Below are 26781 nucleotides of genomic sequence, written 5' to 3'. Positions count from 1 at the left end.
ATGCTGCCAAGATGAATCCCGAATTTGTTCAAGACAAAGCTAACATTTACTATCTAGAGGCTGCTATGTCTGCAATTGAGCAAACTGTAATTGATTACAGCGATCGCCAACAAGATGTAGAGCCTTCTTCTGATATACAATCTCAGCTTGTAGATGTCACCACTACCATCAGCCATTGTTCAGCATTCGGCTATCTTTGTACTAAGTTTGGTCTGTCACTATTTGAGTGTCACATTCTACTTTTGTGTCTTGCTCAAGCTCTGCTTCCCTACTTTGCTCAACTTTGTGCCCAAGCTGAGGGAGATGAGCGTTTAGCTTACCCAACTTTTGGTTTAGCTATGCGTTTGTTCCCAGATTCTCATTGGAGTGCCTTTTTACCAACTGCTCCTTTGCAACATTGGCAATTAGTGCAAGTTGGGGCTAGTCAAGAACTTATTAAATGTCGCTTGCAAATAGATAATAGTATCTTGCTTTATCTGCTGGGACAGCCTTATCAAGATGAAAGACTGATACACCTCATGCAGCCATTGCCAAAGATTGATAGCAATCTACCCTTGCAGCCTTCACACCAAAATATTGCCCAAAAACTAGCAGCTATCTGGTCACCAGTAGAAACAGCCTCCACATTACCAGCCGTGCAACTTTGTGGCGCGGAAGTTAGAGATAAATACGCGATCGCCAATACTGCTTGTCAACTTGTAAAGCGATCGCTTAAAATCATTCCTGCTCGTAATCTGCCCACAGATCCTACTGAACTCAACAACTTTATTCGCAGATGGGAACGACAAGTTGCTTTAACAAATCATGTTCTTCTACTAGATTGCCAACAGTTAAATTTAGCTGAACCAAGTTTAAATACAGCAATATTACAGTTAATTGAGAATATCCATAGTCCATTAATTATTTCTACAGAAGACAGGTTGCACTCACCACGCCGTCCCCTCATGAATTTTGACGTGGTAAAACTTACCCCCGAAGAACAGCAAAACATTTGGCATACTTGTCTTGGCAATACTGCTACTGAACTCAATGGACATCTTAAGGCGCTAGTATCTCAGTTCAATCTCAATACTCATGCTATTCAATCTGCTTGTTTACAAATTAAAAATCAGCCTATTCCTAGTAACAACTCTCTACTTTCTCATGATTTATGGGATATTTGCCGCACAATGGCGCGTCCTCAACTTGAGGACTTAGCACAACATATAAATGCAACTGCTAATTGGAACGATCTCATATTGCCAGAATTACAAAAAAAGATTTTGCGGGATTTAATCGCTCAAGTTAGGCAACGAGGAAAAGTTTATTGGGAATGGGGATTTGCTAGTAAAGGAAGTCGTGGTTTAGGTGTTAGTGCATTATTTGCAGGTGCTCCTGGTACTGGTAAAACAATGGCAGCTGAAGTAATAGCCAAAGAGTTACGGTTAGACCTTTATCGGATCGATTTGAGTGCAGTTATAAGTAAATATATTGGCGAAACAGAGAAAAATTTGCGGCGGATTTTTGATGCTGCTGAAGCAGGTGGAGCCATTTTACTTTTTGACGAAGCTGATGCTTTATTTGGCAAACGTTCTGATGTTAAAGATAGCCACGATCGCCATGCTAACGTTGAAGTTAGCTATTTGCTGCAACGAATGGAAGCATATCAAGGGTTAGCAATTTTAACTACTAATATCAAACATTCTTTAGACCAGGCTTTTATGCGTCGTCTGCGCTTCGTTATTTCTTTTCCTTTCCCTGATTTCAAATCACGTGTAGAAATCTGGCGGTGTATTTTCCCTCCACAAATATCCACTCACAATTTGGAATTTGATAAACTTGCCCAGTTAAATTTAGCAGGTGGCAATATTCGTAATATTGCATTAAATGCCACATTTAATGCTGCTGATGCTGGGGAGTCAGTGATGATGAAGCATTTACTAAATGCTGCCCAAAGTGAATATTTAAAACTAGAAAAGACACTTACTGATAGTGAAATCAAGGGTTGGTTATGAATCAAAATTAGAAAAAACAATCATATTTAAAGGTAAAATATAACCAGGTTAAAGATTTTTATCTTTAACCTGGTTATACGTTATTTTTTTATAATTACGAATTACGAATTACGAATTATTTTTAATTAACACCATTGATGCTTGATAGCCAATTGATGGGCGATACTGCGTTTGCAGCATAGACCAAAGCTTTGAAGTTTCTTCCATGTTAGAAAACTCTGGGCTAATTCTTATTGAACCGATTTGTTCAGCTAAAGTAGAAACAGATGTAGAGGCAAGCACTGGAGATAAAATGTTAGAAGTGTTGACAGTGAGAGTATTTTGTAAAGCAGTATAAATAACATCCTGGGTCAATATTGGTAGGTCATAAAATAACTGCATAATATATTCAAGCAATAGCTCTGTTTGAAATTCTTTGCCGCCATAAACTGTTAGTAAGTAGTGCAAGTCAAGTGCTAGGGGCGGATTTTTAGAGCGTTGTTCTTTTTGTGATTGGGTAATACGCTGTTTCAGTTCTCCGGATGTCCAGTCAGCATTGCGGTTTTGCGTCACTTGATAAAGAAACAGGTTAATTTGAGAATGTTCATCTACTCCAACAGTAATGCGGTCGGGTGGTATTGCTGTTACAAGAATGTCACCGATGCTGGCTGTGATTGGGTCACTAGTTAATCCGTTTTCAACTACATTTTTCAGCACAGCAGTTACAGATGCCATAGCAATTGTATTACGCATATTATTTATTATTTTTAATCTGTAAAAAATGGCGATCGCTAGGAACACACATTTGTGTATTCCTACAAATTATTGATGTATTGCAAAAATTTTTGGAATCTATATATTAATTTTCCTTAATCATCCATTAAAAATGGATTATTTAACATCATACCTTTATAAAACCTATAAAAAATCCGACTAATGTATATGAAATTAGACTAATTAAAATGACACCATAAAGTGAGAACAGCAACTCACAATCAAACTGCTGCTTATATGCAGATGGTGTATGGAAAACCGGATCGTTAATGCTAATCTCTCTACTCAAAGCGTTACTTTTAAGCCTGGTGGCTCACCAGCGACTTTTGGCGTAACCGTGATTAATGGTAGCGAGCAATTTGCTGCTTTTCAATTAGAGGTTTTAGCAGCCGGAGCTAGTAAAAGTTCAGGTTCTCAATGGTATCGTCTTACACCAGAAGTTGCAGCAGCTAAACCACCGGGTGGTGTGACTGAATTTCAAGTTGAAATTTTTGATACGCCTTTACCTGCATTTGTAGGTACTGTAAACCTGACAGTGAGAATCTTTTCACCTCAGTTACGTGAAGAACGTAAGCTGTTAGTGCGTTTGATTATTCAGCCAGGTAAAATTTCCACATTATTAAATGTGGAATTACCAGTGCAGCGATTTCAAGTCTATCCTCGCAATTCTGTTGATATTCCAGTGCGGGTGAAGAATTTGAGTCCGATTGAAGTTGAGACTGTACTTCGTGTTGAAGGTCTTAATTCTTCTTGGATAATCGGTAGCGCAGAAAGAAGATTGCTCTTAGAAGCAGGTGGACAGGTGGAAATTTCTTTCCAATGTCAGCCGCCAGCGATGACTCAAGCGCCTAGCGATGATTATTCCTTGATTGTGAAAGCAACTAGCCGCAATAGTCCGCCAATTTCCGTGGCGGGGATTTTGGAAGTCTTGCCAGTGGGTTATGTTGGATTTAGCGCCACACCACAAAAACAAACGCTACCAAGTCATCAAAAATTATTACCTGATTGGCAGTCTAAAACAGCAACATTTCAACTATTTTTCAAAAATACCAGCAATCTTTACCAACAAGTAAATGTGCAACTTCAAGGCAGAGATAAACGAAAATGCACTTATCAAGTTGTGCCGGAAAATGCCGATTTAACTATTGGAGATACAACAAAAGTTCTTCTGAATGTGACGACGCAACGTCCTTGGGTGGGATTGGCAAAAACTTTGCGCTTGGAAGCTAGAACTGCGCTTACAGACCAGCGTTTGGGAAGTACAGACCCCACAACCCAAACTCTAGATTTAAAAGTTTTACCGATAGTTCCATTGTGGTTACTTTTGACTTTATTAGCATTATTGGCAGCACTGTTAGCACTTCTGCTCATCCCTGAACCTATTGGACATACTGATATCGTGAACTCTGTTCGCTTTAGCGGCGATGCTTTCTCGGTGGTAAGTGGCTCAGACGACTGTACAATCCGTATTTGGTCAGTTGATGGCAACCGTATAGACCCCAAAGGAATGGCGATCGCTCCTAATGTTGTTGGTTGTAATGGAAAAAAACCAAATCCTCGGGGTTTGTTGGCAATTATTGGTAAACCAGTGAGAACCTTACGATTCATGCCAAAAGATGACGATCGCATTGCGGCTGGTTTAGAAGATGGCGAGATCCAATTTTGGAATGTGCGGACACGCGATCGCGAAAATATTCTGCACGATCCCAACGATCAAACAAGCGATCGCGTTTTTGCTTTGGTTTTTACCGAAAATTCTCTTAACTTATTTAGTGGTCATGGTAGCGGTAAACTCAGGCTGTGGAAAAGACCAGGGCCAGGTACTAACTTTGCATCTAACCCCGAAATTACTGATTTAGGCAAAGACCTGAAATATCCAATACGCGCTTTAGCTTTGAGCGAAGATGAAAATCTTTTGGTGACAGCGGGCAATTTTAAGCGTGTGATTTTAATGAACCCGAACAATCTTGAAGCGAACCAAAGACAACTTTCAACACCAGAGTTAAATGGTGGAGATGGAGACTACATCTGGAGTGTAGATTTTGCTCCAGGTTCCCATATACTAGCAACTTCCGACTCTGATGGTTTTATTTCCTTATGGGATTTAGACAAGTGTCAGACAAATTCACCGCAGACTCAGTCTACAACTAATCTCACTCAACAGCAGTGTCAACTACGCGATCGCTGGCGTGCTACGAAACTTTCAGTACGAAGTATTGCATTCACCATCGATGGTAGCAAACTCATCAGTGCTGGCGACGATGGCAAAATACTCCTTTGGCCGTTAACTAGCGATCAAAAACTAGATCGGACAAAAGCACCCAACGGTGAGGAGATTTATAGAGGTTTTTCTCAAATCAATACTATTGATGTCACTAAAGATGTCCAAGGAACCATAGTTGTCAGTGGTGATGATGCTTTTCGAGTCCAACTTCACCGCTCAACATAAAGGGTCAATAATATGCAAAAGCTCAGTCCTCTTTCAGTGATTATAGACCCACCAGGTATACAATTCGGAATGCCTGGAGAAATCGTTGCAGTCTATGTTGTTGTTAGCAATCAAAGTTCTCAAGGTGCTGTCATTGATGTATTTTTTGATGAAGCCTCCGACACTTTACAGCAGTGGTGTTCTTCTCCTAGAGAACGTTTAGCTTTGGGGCCACAACAAAATAGTGAATTAACCTTTGAGTTTGAAATTCCCATTGATGCTCTACCGGGAACTTATGATTACACCCTAGTCGTAGATGCTCCAGAGCATTTTCCCGAAGATACACCGATACAGTTCCCGCGCCAACTGAAAGTGATGCTAAAAGAGCATACTGCGGTTCGGGTTAACGACCCCACATTTTCCCTAAAACCTGCCACAAATCCTAGAAATCCAGCCATCATTAAACCTAAAGAACCTTTGCAAATAGAAGTGAAGGTTGATAACCGTTCAGATAGAGTTGACCGCTTCCGCCTCACCTGTCCAGATTTAGAAGACCAATGGTACACAATACGTTACGCCGCTACAGGGGTGGAAGGCCCTGGTTTACTATCCGGCTCCAGTGGACTAGAACTAAATCCCAATTCCCAAGAACGTATTTTGGTACAATTTCATCCACCTACAGATACTTTTGCAGGTAATTACTCGCCCACAATTCGCTTATATTCTGCAAACTCTCCTAACTTAGTCCTGCTTGATTTGGTATATATCCAAATTCCTCCAGTACATAAATTAAATGTGGAACTGATTACCTTACGCGGAAAAGTCAGCAATAGTTCTGGTGAATATCAAATCAAATTGACTAATCAAGGTAACACACCGCGAGAATTAAAAATTAGTATAAAAAGCCGAGAAGAAGAACAATTATTTAAATTCAAATGTGAGCCTTCTAAAATAAGATTATTACCTAATAAAAGCTTTAACGTTCATCTCACAGTAAATCCCAAACCTTGGTGGCGAAGACCACTTTTTGGAGCCGGACTTCCACTCAACTTTGTCGTCGTTATTCAAGATAAAGAAGAAATACCTCTACCAGATAAATTACCTGAAGGAACTTTAATTTGGAATGCTCGCCCTTGGTGGCAATTTATTCCCATAATTTTAACGATTTTAGGATGTTTAGGAGAGTTAGCTTTTTTAGTATGGTTATTATTCTTCAAACCTCCAACACCGCCAAAATTAATTTATTTTATATCAGATAGCGTCAATTACATTCAAGGTGACGAAGTACGTCTTGATTGGCAAATTCGTAACTATGAGCAAATTTCTAAAATAGAAATCGATAATACTGGGCCAGTACCTAGCGCACCGCAAAATTTTAATTTTGACAAAGGTATTCCTCCTAAGCTTAAGGAAGAATGCCAAACACAACACAGAATATTATCTTGTTTCAACTACGATACAGGCGTTACACAACCAGGTGATTATACTTTTAACCTACAAGTTTTTGCTCGCGGTCAAGACAAAGCTGCTACTACTGGAAATATTAAAGTTTCAATCAAGGAAAAACCAGATCCTACCATTATCAATTTTCAGCTAGATAAAAGCCAATATATGTCAGGCAATGCCATGAATTTAAGCTGGCAAATTCAAAATTATCAGCAACTATCGCAATTACAAGTTGTCAGCAAAGCAGAGAATGGAACCGAAACTGTTTTAGCAAGCTATACACCTAATCAACTGAAGAAATTATGTCAGCCAGGCAATCAAACTCTCTCTTGTCAAAATGTTCCTTTAAATACTCCCGAACCTGGACAATACACATTTGAATTAAAAGCTTTTTCCTCGAATCCTGGTAAGCAACCTAACACTCAAACAGCCCAGTCTACGATTAATATTTTACCCAAACCACTGAAGATTATCTCTTTCACAATTAACGGTAGCCAGGAACCAAATATAGTTCTTCAGCCTAACCAACCTGTAACTATACAGTGGAAAGTAGAAGGTCAAGATGCTAGCGTTCAACTCGATCCCTTTGGTAATGTCCCCCTTTCAGGTTCAAAAGTGCTGACAGCTAATCAAGCTTTCCCTTCCTCAATTCAACTGTTAGCAACTGATAAGTTTGGTAATAAAGATTCCAGAGGATTTTCTATCAAAGTTAATAATTCTACTCCTGGTTCTGGTTCTAATGGTCTGCCAGTGCCGTTAACACCGAATGTCAATACAAATGGTGCCCCTGCTCCACTAGTACCATTAACACCCAATGTGAATAACAAACGTTAGTAATTTAAGTTAACTTAACGTTCTGATAATTATTGACCAACCACTTTTTATTGAATTAAGTGAATAATATGCTAAACAATCATAAATTAGTTAATCAATTCAAATTACTTTTAGATAACCTGAAGCTAGCTAATAAGTTCACTTTTCTTTTAATGCTAGTTTTTCTGGGAAGTATTGTTATTAGTGGTGCTGTTTTATCCAATATACTCAACCAGAGAGCACAGGCATCTGTAATTACTCAAGCAGATAACTTCTTGCAATCAATGAATTCTGTTAGAAACTACACTACAAACAATATTATTCCTCTGTTGGAATCTAAATTAGATACCAGTCCAGTCTTTATCCCAGAAACAGTAGCATCTTTTTCTGCCAGGGCAGTATTTGAAAATATTCGCATAAATCCCCAATATGAAGACTTTATTTACAAAGAAGCTGCCATTAATCCAACTAATAAGCAGGACTTAGCTGATAGTTTTGAAACACAGCTAATTAATCAATTTAGTAAAGATCCAGACAATTCAATGTCTTCAGGCTTTCGCTCTCTTCCTAAAGGTAGGGCCTTTTACATTGCTAGACGGCTAAATTTAGACGATTCCAGTTGCCTACAATGCCACTCAACTCCAGATAAAGCTCCTAAGAGTCAATTAGCTATTTATGGAGACAAAAATGGTTTTGGCTGGGAACTTAATAAGACTATTTTTGCTCAAATGATTTATGTGCCTGCTGAGAGAATTCTTCGGACTGCTAATCATTACTGGTGGCTAGCAATGGGAGTACAAGCTGCTATATTTGCTTTAGTAATCATCGTTATTAATCTTTTACTGAAGAAAGCGGTGATTAAACCAATTACGAAAATATCCAAGCTGGCTCAAGCAGTTAGTACGGGCAAACTGAATTCTGATTTTGAACAAAAGTCTAATGATGAAATTGGTACACTTGCAGCATCATTTAATAGAATGAAATCCAGCTTAGAAATAGCAATGAGAATTATCGATCAAAAAAATAATACTAAGCCGTAATTTGTACTTTAGGCTTAATTAACAAGTTTTGATGTCGAAACTTATCATAAAGTATAGCAATTACAATAATATTTGCGACACATCAATTATTTGCTAGGGGCGCACAGATATACGCTCCTAGTTATTTGTTAAATTCTTAATAACAATACATATTTAAAGTTTATTAATTATTTGAACATTTGCCGAGAAAATTTATCGGCTTTCTTGATATCAGGAATTTCTCTAGCTAACAAACTCACCAGTTGCTCTGGAGAAATTTGTGGATGAGATGTTAAAACAGCTTGGATAAGTGAACCAGCTATGGGGCCAACAACTTCTGCTAAATTTTCTTCGCATTTACGTAAAAAGCTACTATTAATCGCTGGATTATCCCAGATATATGGATGAGTTGACCAGCTTTGAGTAGGGTTAGAAGCTTTTTGGCTCCAGGCTATTGCTTTTTTCTCAAACTCATTTCGTTGTTTGGGAGAAAGATAAAGAATGAGATTTTCTAAAAGTTCTTGAGTACTATGCGATCGCGGTTTAATCTCTCGGATTAAAGTAGTAGCTATAGGGCCTATAACTTCTGCCAGAATCTCACTGATTGAGTCCGGCTCTAGTGCTAAAATCTCTTTGGCAATGTCCTGCTCAACTGGTCTTAGTGGTCGCCTTACAGTGTTTTCATCAGATTCTACTCTAGCTGGTAATGATTGCTGAATCGTACCATCGTTAAATTCTTGTTTAGCAACCAAAGGTTCTTCAATAGTTTCATCCTTCAATTCTTGCTGAGAAACAAAAGGTTGCTGAATTGTTACGTCATCATAGTTTGGTGGCAAGTTGGATGATTTATTAACAGTTTTATCTTCAGAATTAGCTTGATTATCAAGTGGTCGCTTAACAGTTTTATCTTGGGAAAATTCTTGAAAATTCGATTCTCGTCTAAAAGTTAGATCATTATCACTCTGTGCAATCTTACCTCGATTTTCAGCTATAGTAACGTCAGAATTTTCTACTTGACTAATAGCATTTTGCAGAGCCAGTTTTAACTGCTCTACATTAGCAAAACGCTCATCAGGAGACTTTTGTAAACAGCGCATTACTACTGCTTCAAGTTCTGGTGATAAATTAGATAAACCAAGCCGCGATCGCAGTGGCACTGGAGGCTTAGAAGTATGAGCTAAAGCCCAGGAAATTTCGCTGATTTTTTGAGAATTTAAACCTAACCCAAACGGATCAACACCACTGAGCATTTCATAAATAATAATACCTAAACTATAAATGTCTGCACGTCCATCAATATTTGCTTGCACTTCCAACTGTTCGGGAGCAGCATAGTGATACGTGCCCAAAAACATATTTGTTAATTTAGTATGTTCCGTTGTGTCTTCGCGGATTTTAGCAATACCAAAGTCGAGAATTTTCACTAACTCTCCCAAAGTTGTCGGTACTAAAAAGATATTGTCTGGCTTGAGATCCCGATGAACCACTGTGATATGTTCGCTAATTGTGGCGTTGTTCCTCCAGAGAGTTACACCTTGATGCGCCGCACGTAAGCCGTCACAAACTTGAGTTGTAATGCGGAGTATTCTTTCTAAAGGTAGCTGGCTTTCGCGCCTTAGTAGTTGTCCTAAACTTTGTCCCCGCAGATATTCCATGACGAAGAAAGGATAACCTTCAGATGTAACGCCATAGTCGCTAACTTGCACAATGTGATCGCTTCTGAGTGCTGCACACACCGCTACTTCACGTTCAAAACGCTTTCTCAATTCGCTGGAGTTGGCTAAGTTATCTTTCAGCAGCTTTAGAGCTACTTGCTGACCGAGTAAAGTATCCATTGTCAAGAAAACGTCGCCCATACCGCCTGCGCCTAAACGTTTTTCTAGCCGATAACGCTGGCGATCGCCAATTGCTCGGCCAATCCAACTATCCGATTTAGAATTATTTTTCATTTGATTAGTTGTAATGTTCTAATATGTTCATATTTCAGCTATTAATTCTTTTTGTATGAATAACAAATATCTTTTTTGTTTCACATTTTTCTATATTTTATATAGTAATATTTATTCAATATTTTACTAAAATTTTATCTTTACTGTTAATATATTTGCTCATTATTAGCTTTACTATATATAATAGCTGCAATCTAATATAGGCAAAGATTGCAACCATACAAACATATAGTATTTCAGTCCAATCAAGTATAGACTTAGGGGCACAACAATGTTGTGCCCTAACTATAATATGTAGCTCACTCTGCAATGTTTTTTAATTATGTAAAGTATGTAGATGGGGTTAGTTAGCGCTAACTACAAGGAACTAACCATGTCTTTAATGTAATGTACAATTGCTTCTGCTGTTGCCATATTTGTTGCCACTAAAATTTGATTAACATTACACAATCGCAACAATGCATCCTCATTTGCTTGATTTGATTGAGGAATAAGAAAATCTTTGAAGAGAATAACTGCTAGAGCTTCTCCTGTTCCAATCAATGATGCGACTGTTTGATATCCGCCAACTGGTACTAAGGGAGTTTTTTGACTAGTGGCTAAACCAGTCTGTTGGAATATAGTTTCACTAATTGTAGGTGTTGCAATTGTTAGACACTTAGATAAGAAATCTTGATGTTCTGCAACAAAGTCTACAAGCTCTAATTTTTTGCTATCGTGAGCCATCAGAGCAATGTATTTTTTACTGATAATCTCAAAAGCTTTGCTTGCTGCTTCAGGGGTTTGAGGTGCAATATCAGCCACTACTTCTAATTCCTCAATCTCTTGTGATATTTCTTGCGAAGTTTCATCATTAATGACTTGAGAGTTTGTCACTTCTTCCTCCTTCTGTTCATCCTGAAGATTTGCTTCAGACTCTTCAGCTACTTGTGCGATCGCTTCAAGATTTTCTGTAATATTTTGCAAATAAGGTGTTTCCAAATCGTTACTTTTGCTATCGTCAGACGATTCCTCCACCTCAAAAATTTTGTTCTCTAACGCTTGTTCAGTTGGTATTTCTACATTTGGAGTTGTCGTCATACTATCAAATTCATGATTGCTAGCAGAAATTGAAGTTTCCATTTCTGAATCTTCAGATTCTGCTGGCGAACGTTGAATAGTTGTCAAATCCTGATTTTGTTCATGATTCAAACTTAATTGATTCTCCACTTCAGGATTGTGTTGTACTTCAGACTCCTTACCTTCAAATTGCGGAGGCTGGATAGTAGTTTCTTCTGCTTGAATGATAGTTAATTCTGAAATTTGCTCATCACCTACATTTAACTGACTTTCTACTTCAGAATTTTGTGGTGCTGCGGAATTTTCTATCTCTTGAATATTAGTTAAATCCTGAACTGGGTGCTCGTCAGTGATTAATACATTCCCTGCTTCAGAAGTTGGTTCATCTGGTGAGGATATATCAAATTCTTCAGTAACTTTTACAACTTCACATTCTTGATAAATCTCTTCACTCTTAGCATTTGAAGAATCAGCATCGATATTAATAACTTGCTGAGAAACTACACTTTCTTCCTCTAAAGATTGAGCAAAATTTTCAGAAACTACAATGGCGAGTTCAGGGTGATGGACATTTAAAGCTGCTCGCCAATCTATATTGGCATTGTATACAGTTGCAGCTATTTCCGGCTCTTCTACTTCTTCTTCTAAAACTAGCAAGAATTCTCCAATGCGGACAATGTCTCCTGGCTTCAATAAATAACTGCGATCGCTCTCAGCAAGTATGTTGTTAATTAGAGAGCCATTGATACTATCAAGGTCACAATAGTAATAGTTTCCATCCTGGAGATAAAACTTACCATGCTGGCGACTCACATCATTACTATCGAGAATGAGACCAGACTTAGAAGAACGACCAACTACATACTCTCTGTTATCATTAGTAACGAGGTCAAGGTTAACTTCGTTGATTTTGTCTAGAGTTTCAGCGTTGAGAATTTTGACTTTCATCATAGTTAGTTGCATAAATGATTTTGTGGGTTTATCTGTTAGAGTTTGAGATTAACCTTGTAGTTGTTGGTTAATCTTATTTATCTCTGCAATCCATCTTTTACGAGTGGAGTGTTCTAAATTGAGAATGTCATCCTGCGACCAGTGAAAATGGTAAGCAACAAAAGCTACCTCCTCATATAACTTGTTAGAGGGGTAGCTTATAACTCCCCCGCCAGATCTAACTCAACTACAAACTGATTATTACAATGAGGACATTGAGTAGGAATATGTGCATTCCCTTGTTGATTAACACGGTTATAAAATTCTTTGAGATAGCTGATATCTCGAAGAACAAGAGTTTCTAGTAAATCCAGATTGACAGAATTTAGGCTGCCAATACGAGTGATAACTTGTGAAAGCATTACTAAAAAACTATATGCAGGATTTTCCTGAACACTGCGATGTTTTTGAACTATAATTTCATCTTTTGCAGTGGCTAAACGCATAATTCCTTGACGATGGATTCGGTTTTGAGCATCTACTAAACCTGTAGGTAGAGTAAAAGAATATTCAGTATTTAGATAATTTTTTCGGGTCATAGCATTAAGTAAACTATGTAGCAACAAGAGTTTCAATATCATTGTCTGTCTCTAAAGACAGATGATTTTTGTTTTCCAAACCATTGATATGGCGATAAAAATCTTGAAGATAACTCACATCCTGAGCAAAAAAATTTTCTACTACTATAGGACTAATTTCAGACAAAGCTCCAAGGCGAGTAATTACGCGAGATAGAATAATGATGGTGGCGTAAAATAAATTAGATTTCACACGCGGGTCTCGCATTGGTGCAATTTCATCCATTGCTGTTGCTAGCCGCATAATTCCCTTGCGATGGAGATTACCATCACTGTCTATATACCCTTTAGGAAGTGTAAATTCAAATTCTTTTTGAAACATAATTTTTCTTAGTAGATTGAATTCTAAATTTCAAATTTTATTTTTACAAGCAATGTAAAATAAATATTTTATGTTGCGATCGCGTTAACTATAAATTGCTCAAGAGCCATCTTTGAAGCTGCGCTCTATATCGGGTAGAGGTGCACGCTTCATTCCTTCAAAAGCAATCTCTAATTCTTCAATAGCTAACTCAGTTTTATCAATCTGAATATCAGCTAGTGTATAACTTGTTGGCCAAGCCCCATCTAATTCGTACCTTGCTTGTACTTGTCTACCCATCGCATTATTGCAGATATTTAGAGAAATTACTTGACGTTTTTTAGCCCAATTGCCTTGTTCAATACTGTCGAACCAATCCCAAAATCTTGTAGAGTAAGTTAACCCTCTACGCAGGGTAATATTATTGCTATTATCATTCCCAGGAATTTTAGTTCTAGCTATACGTCCCTTACTTTCTTTCATTCCCCACTTTTGGGGAGTAACTTCACAAATTTGAATCACTTCTTGGGTGCGTTGTAATCCCTGACAATTCATAAATATGCCATCGACTTTATCATTGGAGTTATCTAGACTCAGTTCGATGTAAAAACTACAACTTGTCAGCCAAGCGTAATCTTTGGTAACCATAATTTTTTGTTAATAAAATTGGAAAAGAGAGGTAGCTTGGCAACTTGCGAAGCTACCGTTAAAACTTATCGCTGAATTACTATTAAGCTGCTTGCACCTCGTAATTTGTACCGATGATTTCTACAGTTTCTATTTGAACTTTGCTAGTAGCATCTAGACCCAAATCCTCTTTCCTATAGCTAGTTGGAAATGCGCCACTTAAATGTGATGAATGTCCTGGTTGGTTATCTGTGGTGTATTCAATCCACATCATTTCTTGTTTATTAGCAGCTAACTGACCTGTAGTACATTGGTCATACCATTGACGAACTTTAATATCACCTTGTAAGGTTGCAAACTGTACTGTTATTTTGGTAGCGTCTTGCTGTAAGGCTGGTAATGGTGCTTGTATAGGAATGCCTGGTTGTCCTTGGCTGGAAAATCCTACGTTTAATGGAGTCGTTGGAGTTTCTATTGATTGGTTCGAGACACTCATAGCGTATTGTGTCCCCAAGTTATCTAATGTAACTTTAAACTTACAGCCTTGAACAAATTTTTGAGCTGCGGAATTATCACCTGCGGCCATTTTTATTCTCCTGATTGATTGAGTAAGTTGAAATATGAATTGTGTTTAAATAACAGCGAACAAAGGCAATATGAACAATGAACAAAATCTGCTGAATATAATCGCGTAGTTAGTTAGCAACGCCAGCAGTTTCTGATTCAGCAGGGTCCCATTGACTAATCCGAAAAACGACAAACTCCGCAGGTCTGACAGGGCAAACACCCACCTCGATATACATCCGACCTAACATCCTCGTTTCTGGAGGGTTAATTTCTGCATCACATTTAACGTAATAGGATTGCTTAGCTGTGGCTCCAAACAAAGCTCCTTCACGCCAAATGCGTTCTAAGAAGACGCTGACATTGCGTCGCACACGGGCCCAGGTTTCTGCATCGTTAGGTTCAAAGACGACCCATTGTGTACCCAATTCCAGAGATCTCTCAATGTAGCTCATCAGTCTGCGGACGCTAATGTAACGCCATTCCGTGACATCTGGCTCAACGAGAGTTCTTGCTCCCCAGATGCGGATTCCGCGATTGGGGAAGCTACGAATGCAGTTAATGCCAATAGGGTTCAAAAGTTCTTGCTCTCGGAAATTTACATCATAAGCTAGGCCAATTACGCCTCTAGGCACTTCATTGGCAGGCGCTTTGTGTACTCCCCTGGTTTCATCAATGCGACCCCAAACACCCATCATGTGACCGCAAGGTGGGACAAGAATTGGCCTGCCGGCGTTGCGTGGGTTAGCAACTTTCACCCAAGGGTAGTACAGCGCTGCAAACATGGAACGACGGTTAAAGTTATTTAACCAGTCAACAACCTCTTGGGGTTTAGTGCGATCGGGTGGTGAGTCAAATAAGACCATGCGATTGGGTGGATTAGGAATGTCTCCACTAGTAGAGCCTTCACACATACTAATCATCAGTTCCATAATCCCGTGGACTTGCTCCAAGGTCATGAGTCCAGCTTCGTAAGCTCGCATTAGGTCGGGGCAAGCAATCATTGTGATTTCATCTATTTCAAACAGACCACGTACCCCTGTGCGGTCATCGCGTATCCCTTCTACATCTCTAGCAAAGCGATCGGGCGTAGAGGGAATTATGGGGGGAGCTAGTTCATATTGACCATTGACAGGCCGTCTCGCTAAAGGTCGTCCTGTTTGTGATGCTTCGATCGCAGCGACATACATCGAATTTCTTAATGCTGCGATCGCATATGTTCCTATCTGAGGTGGTACCTCAGAATTCATCGTCAAGTTTTCGTATTGCTCTAGAATTTCCTCCCCCCGGCGAATCTGGATGGTGAAATACTCGCCTGTATTGGCTGGGGGTTCGCCTTCTGTACCTTCTGGTAGTGGGCGCGGTGTACCATCGCTCACTAAAATCTCAATTGACCCACCAATTGCTTGCTCAGGACGTAAATTAAAAATTAGCGATGCCCGATTTCCTCGTCCATTAATTTGGACTGTAGCAGGTTCTAAAGCTGTGGGTTTAGGTGTACCAGGTAATTGAGTCCCAATACTCACAATCCAGCAGCGACCACCACCATTTAAAAAATAGCCATTCACTGCATGAGGTAAATAAGCATTAAAGTCTGTATAGCCATCAGAATTGGGACGGGAAAAATATTTGAGATATTGCGACCAATTGGTGACTAACATGGGTTTAAAAACTTCTGCACCATTGCGTACATCTTCTGTAAAACCCACAAAACCAGCAATTGCAGTGCTGACACCTTCAATCGCTCGGCTACCCCGGTTAACTTCTTCAACATAAACACCAGGGGCAGAATAATCAAGTCTGGTCATGAATGTTTCTCCAAATCAGGATTAAAATTGTGTAGGTTTAGATCGCACATTTTTTGTTAATTTGAGTGTTCATCATTTGCGAATATCTTGATGAAAATTGACAAAAGACAAACTTAAGGTATATTCATAAGACTTGGCTGCATAAAACTGTAGGAAATAACTAACTTTCAGGAGTAAGGGCTACTTCTTTAAAAGTGTAAGTTTTACCATCCACTAATGCATTGCAGGTCTGAGTTACATAACCAGGACAAGTCAGGATTAAAACATAGTTACCGAAGGCAAGATTATCAAACCAAAACAACCCTTCTTGATTACTTTTTACTGACTTTTCAGTTCCCCTTAAAGTTACTGTGGTTTCGCAAAGGGGCACATTTGTGACTGCATTTTTCACAATTCCGGTGATGGAAACCCGATGTTGAGCTAACACTAAATTTTTTGCATTCTGTTGCTGTTGGTTGTAAAGACTGACAATTCTTTCCCAAATTAAGGGGACTGAAGTTTTTTCCGAACCTAAAGGAGCCGTTACTGTTATGTGTACAGCTGGGCGCAAAGGGAGGTTAAGACAACCCCATAAAGAGCCAACCTCAATAGGTGGTGAACTAGCAACTGTCATAGGTAACTGCCCATAACCGCATAGTTCAGGAGCTAAAAATTCCTCTTTTAGAGAGCCATGACGTAGTAGCAAAGATAATGCTTCTGTCAAAAGATGATACTCACCCAACGCTGTACGATCCCAAGCTGTTAACATTAATGAAATATCAAACCAAGTAGGTAATTGAGTGACAGTAGAAGTTGGCAATCCTCCTTCTAAAAACATACGCTCTACCTGCCTACCAGCTTGTTGTAATTGGTTCGACAAACGAATGTCATACAAGTACAAATTGAGCAGAGGTCCTGCATCTCCATTCGCTCTACTACCAGGAAGATTAAAGTCAATTTGCTCCATACTGGTAAGAGATGTTCCTCCAGCTAGAATTTCTGCAAGAGTTTGTAGGAGACTAATAAGCATAGAGCCAGCAGATGAATCTATTTACATATAGATTACAAGCAAACTCTGAATATAGTAATTGGACTTTTGTATCAACTTTCTTCAAAAAAGCAACTAAGAATTGGAGAGAATTAAGTAAATAGTAGAGTGGGTATTAGTTAGCATCAAGTTTGGTTTATTTCTGTATTGTCTTTTGTGTAAATTTTTTATTTATATAACTATATAGCGAAAAGTGTATTAGAAGAATTTTTTTAAGTTCTTGCTTAACAGGCATATCTTGCCTGGTGAAAACTGGCAACTGAGTAAAAATGTAGTTATAGCAATCAACGCAAGCGAGGTTCATTATTTGAAATTAATGCCAATCTAAAAGCTCCTTTGCAACAAATCAATTATTTGTAAGGGTGCAAAGCTTTGCACCCCTGCTTTATTTAATTATCGTGTCCTTCTTTCAAACTGGTAATTTCTTGGCGTTCAAAGTCGTTGACATGAATATGCAGACTACAACAAAAAGTCCAGCTAGAGTTTTAGGTACCTTTACCCAAAACATTAACACTACTTTCTTAGTTTCTAGTTCATCAGAATTATACAGCTTCTGTCAACAACAAATAGAGCATTTAACAGCGCGATATCCTATTTATTGGTCGCGGATTATTTATCACGATCCATCTATAGAAAATCATCAAGAAATTACTCATGAACAGCAAAATAAACCGCTTTGCCGAAAAACATTAGATTATTTGAATTCACAAGAATACTTAGAAAATTTTTATACTAATTTTAGTTTATATGAAATAAATATTACTGCTTTTAATTCATCACTTTGTTATATTTGTCCTTTAGGATATAGAAATCAAAACCCTGAATATATTCTAGTACTTGCTCATGAGCCTCTATCTCTAAATTTGCAACAGGAGGTGAAGCAAACAGCTATGTTAGTTAGCAAGTATTTGGACATGTATTTAGAATGTAGACAGCAAAAATCTGAGATTCAGCTACTCGAACAAGTAATTCAACGTGCTGGACATCAGTTGCGCCATACTTTGGCAACCATTAGTATTTATGCTGAAAATTTATCTCAGGCATTAACAGATAGCCCTTGGCAAGAACAAGCTGCTATTATTCGTGACAGTATTCAGGATTTAGATAGTAACTTAACTGAACTAATTTATTGTAGCCAAAAGACAAAGTTAAGAATTGCGCTGCATGACTTGAAAAGTATATTAAATGAAACTGTTCAGGGATTAAAGCCTTTAATTGAGCAGAAGCAACTCCAAATATATTACCCTGAAACCTCTAATATCTTGCCAATAGACCGCTTACAGATAAAGCAGGTTTTTGATAATTTACTTAGTAATGCAGTTCACTTTAGTCCATTATTTGGAATTATTAGCTGTAGCTGGCAGATATTTCAAAATGAAGTACTAATTTGTATATCTGACCAAGGGAAAGGGCTATCTACAGAAGATATTAATAAAATATTTACTCCTTTTTATTCTCGTCGTTTAGGTGGTACAGGACTTGGTTTAACTATTGCTAAAAAAATTGTGCTTGACCATCGTGGAAGTCTTTGGGCGCAGAATTCTTTACAGGGTGGTGCCCAGTTTTTTATCAGCTTACCCCGCTCTACAAATTGATAGGAGATTTTTGACATGACTATTAATCAGCAGCTACCAGTAATGCTTGTAGATGACGATCAGCGCTTTCGCCAAGGATTAAAAACTCTGCTGAATTTTTATAGTAACAGTGGACAGTTACCTTTAAAAGTTGTGGCTGAAGCTGTATCGACAGATCAAGCTGTCACCCTTGCTCATCAAAAGCAACCTGTTTTAATTCTGCTTGATTTAGAATTAGCTGCAGGTGATGGTATTGCTACTCTTGAGCGCTTAAAACAAATGTCGTTTAAGGGGAAAGTTTTAGTTTTGTCTGCTCACCAAGACGATGATGCAATTTTTCGCGCAATGCAAGCTGGGGCTAAAGGTTACGTGTTTAAAACTCGTGCAACGACACAATTACGAGAGGCGATCGCTACTACACTTCGGTCTGAGATTTATTTACCTACGGAAGTTGCTAGTAGTTTTTTCCGCAGATTTTGGGCTAATTCCGAGGCAGATACTTTAACACGTCAAAAGCTGAATCTGAGCGAAAGAGAACAAGAAGTTTTGTATTGTTTAGTCCGAGGAGATTCTAATGAAGAAATCGCCAAAACTTTATATATTAAAGTGGTGACTGTTAAAGCTCACTTAACAAATATTTTTGAGAAATTGCAGGTTACTAGCCGGACTCAAGCTGTGATAGCTGCTTTTAAGCTGGGGTTAATTCCAGTTCAATAGCAATAACTATGCATAACATCATTCAACTTGAGTTAATTTTTTCAGGGAGTCTTTTCAGTGTCTTTACCTGAGCCTGTTTATCAAGAATACTTTTGTTCGCGTAACGCGCCTTTATCGTGCGATCGCCTTCAGCAAACAACTAAAGAATTTCCTAAAGCTAAATTTTGTTTAGAATGCGGTTTTCCGGCTCTTTTACCGGAAAAAGCTGAAATTAAAGGTAGTCGAGGTAGTTATCAAGTTACTCGTCTTCTTGGTTCTAGGGGTACGGGACGCTTGTATTTGGGGATTCAACTGAGTAATAACCAACCTGTTGTCATCAAGGAATATTTACTACCTGATGGTTGTTTTAATCAAGAAGAAACTCGTCAGCGTCAAGATACTTTTATGCGAGTCGCGGGTGTGAGTCCAGCAGATGGGAAAGTCCAAGACTTTCGCTTAATCAGCCCTTGGGATGCGATCGCCGATCCGCTAGTAGAACGCTGTTACACCGTCACTTTAGGTAATCTAGAAGCTGCTCAAACTTTAAGTGAGTACCTGACACAAAAAGGTGCGATGACTGCGGATCAAGTGCGCCAGGTACTCAATCAAGCCTTACAAACATTACAGTTTCTCCACACTCAAAAACTGCGACTTCCTTCAGGGCAAATCCAGAAGGGTTTGGTTCACAGTAACCTTAGTTTAAATAGTCTATTAATTGTCCAAAATCATCAGCATTACTCTACTATATATCTTTGCGATTTGGCTCTTTGGGAAGGTTTATTTGTTCCACCATCTATTTCCCAAACTGTAATTCCCACTTGCACACAAGACTTAGAAGATTTAGGAAGAGTAGCTTTTTCTCTGTGGACAGGGAGAGCAGAATTTATTGATCCTAGAGATGAGCAGCAATGGCCCAACTCAGATAGTGAGTTAAAGCAGTTTATTTATCGTTTAATGGGAATAGAAATTCCTTTCGAGAGTGCTGAAGCTGCTCGCCAAGCTTTACTACAACTTACCCAAGAAAATCAAGCAATCAGTTCAACAACAGTATTTGCTCCAGAACAGAAAGATAAAGGTTTCCGTAGACTAATATTTTTATTTTTAGGAATTTTTACTTTGCTAATGTTTGGCGGAGGAATATTGTATTTCTTGATGCGTAGCTCAGAAATGCCAGAAGATGCTACGAGTGAATTTTATCATCTTGTACCTGCTTTCTCTGATGTTAATGGTGTTCCCTCTGGAGATTTTACTTATACAGGTGAAAACGATGGCACATGGACTAATATTTTGAAGTTTCGCCCAACCAGTCAAAGTAGTTTAAGAGATTTATTAACTCATCCTAAGCCAGATGTTAACGCTCAATTTAACTATCAGCCTGTAACTTCAACTAATATACAAACTGCTAGTCAACCTTTAGAAGAAATCATCAATAACAAAGCACAGTTTGCCATTACTAGCTTGTTTAATGACGTAACAAATAATTTCAACGATAAAATAGTTGCTTATGATGGCTTACTTGTATATGTAGCTTTTAGCAAGAAAGAGCAAAATCTTCCCAAGGCTCTAAATGGACAAATTAGCTTAGAACAATTACGTCAAATTTATACAGGTCAAATTAACAATTGGCAACAGCTTGGAGGCCCAAATCTGCCTATAAAACCCTATGCACCTACAGAACCGGAAGCAGTGCGTTTATTTCAAAAAATAGTGCTGAAAGACGATCAGCAGCAAATAGCTTTATATCAAGCTAAAGTCACTACACAACCTACCGAACAAACCCAGCAACAAATTATCACTGCATTCGATACAGGACAAGCAGGAATTATTAGTTACGGTATTTTGAGTAAAACTTGGAATCAATGTGCAGGCTATCCTTTAGCGCTAGTTGATGCAGATAAACCAGCTAGCCAAGCTCTTTTTCGGCTTAATGGTTCTCCCATCAGCCCTTCAGATAATATATGTGACAAAAATAACCGTTTAGATGTCCAAACTTTTCGCTCTGGCAGTTATCCATTAGGTTATCCGCTAGTTGTCGTATACCCAAAAGATAACTCGTTGCTACCTGCTGGTAATAAATTTGCTGAGATGCTCAAGACTCGTCAAGGGCAGTGTTTGCTTGATAAAGCAGGAGTCGTTCCCTTAAAACCTATACCCAATCAATACTTAATTTCCAATGACTGTAAATCGTTGTCCTAACCCAAATTGTGATTATTTTAACCGTACTTTGCCCAACAATGCTAAGGTTTGCCCTATGTGTGGCACAGCTTTAGGCAATGTAGTTGTCTCTGCTCCAACTGCTGAGAAACAGCCAGATTTAGCAGAGAAATCGCAAGTGTCTCAACCCTCTGCATCTTCACCAGTCTATGCTCACACTTCCTCTTCATCAGCATTGTCTCAAGTTGTAGATAACCCACCAGCTCCAGTGGTGCATATCCAACCACCTTCTACTCGCCCAATCCTCAAACTCATGCATACTTCTGGAAAAGAATTTCCCTTGCGCGGGGAAGAAGGCTACATCGGTAGAAAAAATCTGGCTACTAAATCTGTACCAGAAATTGACTTAACTGGTATTGCCAATGAAAAGATAGTTTCTCGCTCCCATGCACGAATTTATTGGGATAAATCATCTAACGCATATGTGTTAGTTGATAATAACAGCCGAAATGGAACTTATGTTAATGGTAATTTGATTTCTCCTGGTAATTCTTACAGACTTAATCATAATGATTTATTAGAGCTTGGTCAAGAAAAGCTGATAGGTTTTACAGTGAGCATAACTGAAAAATAAAAATAGCTATAGATTGCTATTTGTCCTGTATTTAATTACCTAAAAATTTGTGAATTGCACAGATAAATTATTAAGTTATTCTCTAGGTTGGTTATATTGTTTAGGCAATAATATGCGTCCATTACAAGATTTATAGAATTTGTATATATGCAAAATAAAATAGTTTAGCGTATTAATTTAAAACCATGCTCATGAGATATGAAAAACACAGACAACAATCAAAAGACTAACTTAAAAAATTGCATTAACGATCAGTGGTTTTTGAAAAAACTGACTGACCGAGTATATGAGATTTTTGTAGAAGATATGCGTCGCCAGCAAGAACGTATTAAAAACTATGGAAAAGACAGGAGACTTTAATGTATCAAAATTCTAATATTGACGATAGGTATACTCAACACAGTTTAAATTTTGTGACTACCAATCGGTTTTATCTAGAGATAGATAGCTCGATAATGGCATCTTTTACCGAATGCTCTGGGCCAAGTATACAAGTTGAAAAAGAGATTTATCATGAAGGAGGCGTTAATAATCAGCAACGTGTTTTTTTAGGACACACAACGTTTTCAGATATAACTTTAAAGCGAGGAATCACAGACGATCAAAGCTTTTTTAATTGGTTATGTGAAATATTCGATGAAGAACAAAGTACTACTCGTTGTAATGTGAACATTCTTGTCTTCAATCAAGCAGGCGATATCATGCAAAGTTGGACTCTCATTGGTGCTATCCCTACAGCCTGGAAAGCATCAGATTTTCAAGCTGATGGAAGTACTGTTGCAATAGAAGAATTAACTATGTCTTATGAAGGATTGAGTATTGGACAAGATGCAGGAGGAGGTAATCGCACAATACGTAATGAGAAACAGTTTTTCCCTAGTTCATGACAAAATTTTCTCACTAGCTTTCTTGATTGGTGATACTTATGCAAGTTATGAAACCTCCACTAGGAATTCATGATCCTCTATGTCCGCTCAGACTTTTAATACAAAAAAAATCAACTTTTTTACCACTGTTACCAAGCCTAATAAAACCCTTAACTTCTATTCAAACGCTTAGTTTGTTTGAAATCACTTTAAGGGATGGCTTTTCAGAATTTTTGTCTACATTTCCAAATAGTTTATTAATAGGCGGAAATATAGATTCACAGCCTATTACTTTTGAACAAGAAACTAGCCGTGAAAATAATTATTTTACTAGTGCGATTGCTCCTACAATAATTAATCAAGCTTCTAGCCAGTTGGTTGTAAAAAAACAGGCTAAATCTCAAACAAATAAAAAACCAAATAAATCTACTAAATCTAAAAAAGCAGCAAAGCCTGGGACTGCACAACTTGAACCTATAAATTCAGTGAATAGTTTTGCTAATAGTGAAACACCGAATCAAGCATCGCTTACAGTTACATCTAAATCCAAGAATTTGAAGAGCGATCGCACCATTGAAACATCATTGCAACAGCCAGTATCACCGAGAGCTAATGTTTCTCAGGCACAGGATTTGAAGAGCGATCGCACTCCTGAAACATCATCACAAAATACGCAAGCTAATACAGCGCCATCAATAGTCAATATCTCTGAGTTTCAGCAATTGAGGAGTGATCACACTAGTGATACATCATTGCAAAGCAAGCAAGCTGATACAGTGCCACCGATAGACAATGTTTCTCATCCGCAGGATTTGGGAAGCGATCGCACTCCTGAAACATCATCACAAAATACGCAAGCTGATACAGCGCCACCGATAGTCAATATTCCTCAGGCGCAGGATTTGAGGAGCGATCGCACTCCTGAAACATCATTGCAAAACACGCAAGCTGGTACAGCGTCATCGATAGACAACTTTTCTCAGCCGCAGGATTTGGGAAGCGATCGCACTAGTGAACCATCATCACAGAACAAGCAAGCTAATACAGCGCCATCGATAGACAACTTTTCTCAGGCACAGGATTTGAGGAGCGATCGCACTAGTGAACCATCATCACAGAATACTCAAGCTGATACACTTACAGTCAATATTTCTCAGCCGCAGGATTTGAGGAGCGATCGCACTAGTGAACCATCATCACAGAATACTCAAGCTGATACACTTACAGTCAATATTTCTCAGCCGCAGGATTTGGGGAGCGATCGCACTAGTGAACCATCATCACAGAACACGCAAGCTAATACAGCGCCACCGATAGACAACTTTTCTCAGGCACAGGATTTGGGGAGCGATCGCACTAGTGAACCATCATCACAGAACACGCAAGCTAATACAGCGCCACCGATAGACAACTTTTCTCAGGCACAGGATTTGGGGAGCGATCGCACTCCTGAAACATCATCACAAAATACGCAAGCTAATACAGCACAATCGATAGACAATGTTTCTCAGGCGCAGGATTTGAGGAGCGATCGCACTCCTGAAACATCATCACAGAATACTCAAGCTAATACAGCGCCATCGATAGACAACTTTTCTCAGCCGCAGGAGATAAGGAGCGATCGCACCATTGAAACATCATCACAACAGCCAGTATTGCCGATAGCTAATGTTGATCAACAACAGGAGTTCAAGAGCGATCGCACTGTTGAACCATCATCACAGAATACTCAAGCTAATACAGCGCCATCGATAGACAACTTTTCTCAGCCGCAGGATTTGAGGAGCGACCGCACTGTTGAACCATCATCACAAAACACGCAAGCTAATACAGCATCACCGATAGACAACTTTTCTCAGGCGGAGAATTTGGGGAGCGATCGCACCATTGAAACATCATCACAGAACAAGCAAGCTAATACAGCGCCATCGATAGACAACTTTTCTCAGGCACAGGATTTGAGGAGCGATCGCACCATTGAAACATCATCACAGAACAAGCAAGCTGATACAGCGCCACCGATAGTCAATGTCTCTGAGTTTCAGCAATTGAGGAGCGATCGCACCATTGAAACATCATCACAACAGCCAGTATCGCCGATAGCTAATGTTGATCAACAACAGGAGTTCAAGAGCGATCGCACTCCTGAAACATCATCACAGAATACGCAAGCTAATACAGCACAATCGATAGACAATGTTTCTCAGGCGCAGGATTTGAGGAGCGATCGCACTCCTGAAACATCATCACAGAATACTCAAGCTAATACAGCGCCATCGATAGACAACTTTTCTCAGCCGCAGGAGATAAGGAGCGATCGCACCATTGAAACATCATCACAACAGCCAGTATCACCGATAGTTAATGTTGATCAACAGCAGGAGATGAAGAGCGATCGCACTAGTGATATATCATCGCATAACACCCAAGCTAGTACAACACAACAATCAGTATCGCCTGAGATTGTAATGAAGCAGTCAGATGTTAGAGCGAATAATTATCTAGTTGTCCAAAGTCCAAATAATATAACAATTGAGAATACTACAAAAATTGCGAAAGAATCTTATCAGACAGAAGTAGAAAAAGACAGTATCTTTGACAATCCACTCCCACCTAAAGGGTATGCTATTGGTGGACAAGTCACAGCTTCTAATAGTATAAATCACCAGCAAATAGCGCCCTCGGATACTGTACCTGCTATGCTTACTCCTGGTGAGTTTGTGATTAATGCTAAAGATGCACAGAAAAACCTCAACTTGCTGAAGCACATCAATAATAACGGTACTATACCAGATTTATCAACAAATAATGTTAACGCAGTAGGCACTTTTGCTCAAGTTAAGACTGCAACAGATAGTGCAGTACAACGACAAAGTTTAGATACTACTAAAATCAAACCATTGGGTTATTTGGTGTCTTCTTCTTTAGGGAAAGAAACAGCAAATCATCACCTTATCACTTTAAGTACTTTACAATTAAAAACTTATGAAAATCAAGCAAATAAGCAGACTAAAAATTCAACTCATTATTCATCGACTCCTTTAATTTTTCGGAAGCCAGTTTCTACCGCCAATACATCATTTAAACCAAATACTCAATCTGCTCAATGGTCGAGTAGTGAAGAATTCATGAGTAGTGAGAAAATTACTAGAGTTTCTAATAATTTTAATCCTGATATTTCGAGTAATGAAGCATTACGACGACAGCAGCCACCTGCTTATACAAAATCAAAAGCACATATAGATACTGCTAGCAATTTAATTCAGCCTAAAAGTTTTGCTAAAGATAAAGAAGCCGTAGTTACTGACAAGACTACAATAACTGAAACTATAGAAAGAAATTCCTCTCAATTGAATCAATCAAGTGAGACTAACTCGGTAGAATTTGAAAAGCTTGCTCGTGATGTATATCAATTATTGCGTCGCCGTTTAGAGAATGAGCAAGAGCGTCATGGTATTTTATCTGGACGATTACCTTGGTAATTTTGTATAAATTTCACAT

At 38.6% G+C, this 26781-nt stretch carries 21 protein-coding genes; 11 read left to right on the top strand and 10 right to left on the bottom strand.

All coding sequences use genetic code 11. The features are described 5' to 3' along the window. Nucleotides 1–11: 11 nt before the first annotated feature. Complete coding sequence (locus tag AACU32_RS40190) at nt 12–1994, top strand: ATP-binding protein (protein WP_096607766.1); 1983 nt, start codon at nt 12–14, stop codon at nt 1992–1994. 108 nt (nt 1995–2102) lie between these two features. Here AACU32_RS40190 and AACU32_RS40185 read toward each other — a convergent pair whose 3' ends face one another. After that, nucleotides 2103–2726, bottom strand: a complete 624-nt coding sequence (locus tag AACU32_RS40185; protein ID WP_096607765.1) for a Pvc16 family protein — start codon at nt 2724–2726, stop codon at nt 2103–2105. Between the two features lie 271 nt (nt 2727–2997). On the opposite strand from AACU32_RS40185, the gene AACU32_RS40180 reads away from it, so the two are divergent. The 3 genes from AACU32_RS40180 to AACU32_RS40170 all read left to right on the top strand — a co-directional run bounded on the left by AACU32_RS40180 (nt 2998) and on the right by AACU32_RS40170 (nt 8474). Continuing rightward, complete coding sequence (locus tag AACU32_RS40180) at nt 2998–5196, top strand: hypothetical protein (protein ID WP_096607764.1); 2199 nt, start codon at nt 2998–3000, stop codon at nt 5194–5196. Between the two features lie 12 nt (nt 5197–5208). Further along, complete coding sequence (locus tag AACU32_RS40175) at nt 5209–7455, top strand: COG1470 family protein (RefSeq protein WP_096607763.1); 2247 nt, start codon at nt 5209–5211, stop codon at nt 7453–7455. A gap of 68 nt (nt 7456–7523) precedes the next feature. Further along, complete coding sequence (locus AACU32_RS40170; RefSeq protein ID WP_096607762.1) at nt 7524–8474, top strand: c-type heme family protein; 951 nt, start codon at nt 7524–7526, stop codon at nt 8472–8474. A gap of 167 nt (nt 8475–8641) precedes the next feature. Here AACU32_RS40170 and AACU32_RS40165 read toward each other — a convergent pair whose 3' ends face one another. The 9 genes from AACU32_RS40165 to AACU32_RS40125 all read right to left on the bottom strand — a co-directional run bounded on the left by AACU32_RS40165 (nt 8642) and on the right by AACU32_RS40125 (nt 17338). Next, a complete protein-coding gene (locus AACU32_RS40165; protein ID WP_096607761.1) occupies nt 8642–10402 on the bottom strand; it encodes a serine/threonine protein kinase in 1761 nt (586 codons plus the stop codon). A gap of 357 nt (nt 10403–10759) precedes the next feature. Next, nucleotides 10760–12412 (bottom strand): methylglyoxal synthase, encoded by a 1653-nt coding sequence (locus AACU32_RS40160; RefSeq protein ID WP_339378653.1) that lies wholly within the window; start codon nt 12410–12412, stop codon nt 10760–10762. 48 nt (nt 12413–12460) lie between these two features. After that, the gene (locus tag AACU32_RS40155) at nt 12461–12613 is read right to left on the bottom strand and encodes a DUF6760 family protein (RefSeq protein ID WP_339378735.1); all 153 of its coding nucleotides are present in this window, start codon (nt 12611–12613) and stop codon (nt 12461–12463) included. Then, on the bottom strand, nt 12610–12990 hold the full coding sequence (locus tag AACU32_RS40150) for a hypothetical protein (RefSeq protein ID WP_096608383.1): 381 nt from the start codon (nt 12988–12990) through the stop codon (nt 12610–12612). Before AACU32_RS40150 ends, AACU32_RS40155 begins: the two co-directional genes overlap by 4 nt. A 13-nt stretch (nt 12991–13003) precedes the next feature. Next, a complete protein-coding gene (locus AACU32_RS40145; RefSeq protein WP_096607759.1) occupies nt 13004–13351 on the bottom strand; it encodes a hypothetical protein in 348 nt (115 codons plus the stop codon). Nucleotides 13352–13450: 99 nt separating this feature from the next. Continuing rightward, a complete protein-coding gene (locus AACU32_RS40140; protein ID WP_096607758.1) occupies nt 13451–13978 on the bottom strand; it encodes a phage tail protein in 528 nt (175 codons plus the stop codon). 82 nt (nt 13979–14060) lie between these two features. Next, the gene (locus AACU32_RS40135) at nt 14061–14543 is read right to left on the bottom strand and encodes a phage tail protein (protein ID WP_096607757.1); all 483 of its coding nucleotides are present in this window, start codon (nt 14541–14543) and stop codon (nt 14061–14063) included. Between the two features lie 109 nt (nt 14544–14652). Further along, entirely contained in the window at nt 14653–16329 is a 1677-nt protein-coding gene (locus AACU32_RS40130; RefSeq protein WP_096607756.1) for a phage tail sheath family protein, read from the bottom strand. Nucleotides 16330–16489: 160 nt separating this feature from the next. Beyond that, a complete protein-coding gene (locus AACU32_RS40125) occupies nt 16490–17338 on the bottom strand; it encodes a Pvc16 family protein (protein ID WP_096607755.1) in 849 nt (282 codons plus the stop codon). 470 nt (nt 17339–17808) lie between these two features. Here AACU32_RS40125 and AACU32_RS40120 point away from each other — a divergent pair, with 470 nt between their 5' ends. The 7 genes from AACU32_RS40120 (at nt 17809) to AACU32_RS40090 (ending at nt 26762) form a co-directional block, all read left to right on the top strand. Further along, nucleotides 17809–18951 carry a sensor histidine kinase gene (locus AACU32_RS40120; protein WP_096607754.1) on the top strand — a complete coding sequence of 381 codons (1143 nt, stop codon included), beginning with the start codon at nt 17809–17811 and terminating at the stop codon, nt 18949–18951. A 15-nt stretch (nt 18952–18966) separates the two neighbouring features. Then, nucleotides 18967–19647: a response regulator gene (locus tag AACU32_RS40115; protein ID WP_096607753.1), complete on the top strand. Its 681-nt coding sequence runs from the start codon at nt 18967–18969 to the stop codon at nt 19645–19647. Nucleotides 19648–19704: 57 nt separating this feature from the next. After that, a complete protein-coding gene (locus tag AACU32_RS40110) occupies nt 19705–21822 on the top strand; it encodes a substrate-binding domain-containing protein (RefSeq protein ID WP_096607752.1) in 2118 nt (705 codons plus the stop codon). After that, complete coding sequence (locus AACU32_RS40105; protein WP_096607751.1) at nt 21800–22414, top strand: FHA domain-containing protein; 615 nt, start codon at nt 21800–21802, stop codon at nt 22412–22414. The genes AACU32_RS40110 and AACU32_RS40105 overlap by 23 nt, the downstream gene beginning before the upstream one ends. 198 nt (nt 22415–22612) lie before the next feature. Continuing rightward, entirely contained in the window at nt 22613–22774 is a 162-nt protein-coding gene (locus AACU32_RS40100; protein WP_339378652.1) for a hypothetical protein, read from the top strand. 53 nt (nt 22775–22827) lie between these two features. Beyond that, a complete protein-coding gene (locus tag AACU32_RS40095) occupies nt 22828–23301 on the top strand; it encodes a phage tail protein (protein ID WP_339378651.1) in 474 nt (157 codons plus the stop codon). A 212-nt stretch (nt 23302–23513) separates the two neighbouring features. Further along, a complete protein-coding gene (locus tag AACU32_RS40090; protein ID WP_339378650.1) occupies nt 23514–26762 on the top strand; it encodes a hypothetical protein in 3249 nt (1082 codons plus the stop codon). The last annotated feature ends 19 nt before the right edge of the window (nt 26763–26781 follow it).

Source organism: Calothrix sp. NIES-2100 (assembly GCF_963875285.1).
Classification (GTDB): Bacteria; Cyanobacteriota; Cyanobacteriia; order Cyanobacteriales; family Nostocaceae; genus Aulosira.
Note: the sequence above shows the minus strand (reverse complement) of the source record. Positions and strands in the feature narration are given on the sequence as shown.

What these genes read in the sequence shown, in the direction of transcription:
- AACU32_RS40190 (WP_096607766.1), top strand. Translation starts at nt 12, where the DNA reads ATGAATCCCGAATTTGTTCAAGACAAAGCTAACATTTACTATCTAGAG.
- AACU32_RS40185 (WP_096607765.1), bottom strand. Translation starts at nt 2,726, where the DNA reads ATGCGTAATACAATTGCTATGGCATCTGTAACTGCTGTGCTGAAAAAT.
- AACU32_RS40180 (WP_096607764.1), top strand. Translation starts at nt 2,998, where the DNA reads ATGGAAAACCGGATCGTTAATGCTAATCTCTCTACTCAAAGCGTTACT.
- AACU32_RS40175 (WP_096607763.1), top strand. Translation starts at nt 5,209, where the DNA reads ATGCAAAAGCTCAGTCCTCTTTCAGTGATTATAGACCCACCAGGTATA.
- AACU32_RS40170 (WP_096607762.1), top strand. Translation starts at nt 7,524, where the DNA reads ATGCTAAACAATCATAAATTAGTTAATCAATTCAAATTACTTTTAGAT.
- AACU32_RS40165 (WP_096607761.1), bottom strand. Translation starts at nt 10,402, where the DNA reads ATGAAAAATAATTCTAAATCGGATAGTTGGATTGGCCGAGCAATTGGC.
- AACU32_RS40160 (WP_339378653.1), bottom strand. Translation starts at nt 12,412, where the DNA reads ATGATGAAAGTCAAAATTCTCAACGCTGAAACTCTAGACAAAATCAAC.
- AACU32_RS40150 (WP_096608383.1), bottom strand. Translation starts at nt 12,990, where the DNA reads ATGACCCGAAAAAATTATCTAAATACTGAATATTCTTTTACTCTACCT.
- AACU32_RS40145 (WP_096607759.1), bottom strand. Translation starts at nt 13,351, where the DNA reads ATGTTTCAAAAAGAATTTGAATTTACACTTCCTAAAGGGTATATAGAC.
- AACU32_RS40140 (WP_096607758.1), bottom strand. Translation starts at nt 13,978, where the DNA reads ATGGTTACCAAAGATTACGCTTGGCTGACAAGTTGTAGTTTTTACATC.
- AACU32_RS40135 (WP_096607757.1), bottom strand. Translation starts at nt 14,543, where the DNA reads ATGGCCGCAGGTGATAATTCCGCAGCTCAAAAATTTGTTCAAGGCTGT.
- AACU32_RS40130 (WP_096607756.1), bottom strand. Translation starts at nt 16,329, where the DNA reads ATGACCAGACTTGATTATTCTGCCCCTGGTGTTTATGTTGAAGAAGTT.
- AACU32_RS40125 (WP_096607755.1), bottom strand. Translation starts at nt 17,338, where the DNA reads ATGCTTATTAGTCTCCTACAAACTCTTGCAGAAATTCTAGCTGGAGGA.
- AACU32_RS40120 (WP_096607754.1), top strand. Translation starts at nt 17,809, where the DNA reads ATGCAGACTACAACAAAAAGTCCAGCTAGAGTTTTAGGTACCTTTACC.
- AACU32_RS40115 (WP_096607753.1), top strand. Translation starts at nt 18,967, where the DNA reads ATGACTATTAATCAGCAGCTACCAGTAATGCTTGTAGATGACGATCAG.
- AACU32_RS40105 (WP_096607751.1), top strand. Translation starts at nt 21,800, where the DNA reads ATGACTGTAAATCGTTGTCCTAACCCAAATTGTGATTATTTTAACCGT.
- AACU32_RS40100 (WP_339378652.1), top strand. Translation starts at nt 22,613, where the DNA reads ATGAAAAACACAGACAACAATCAAAAGACTAACTTAAAAAATTGCATT.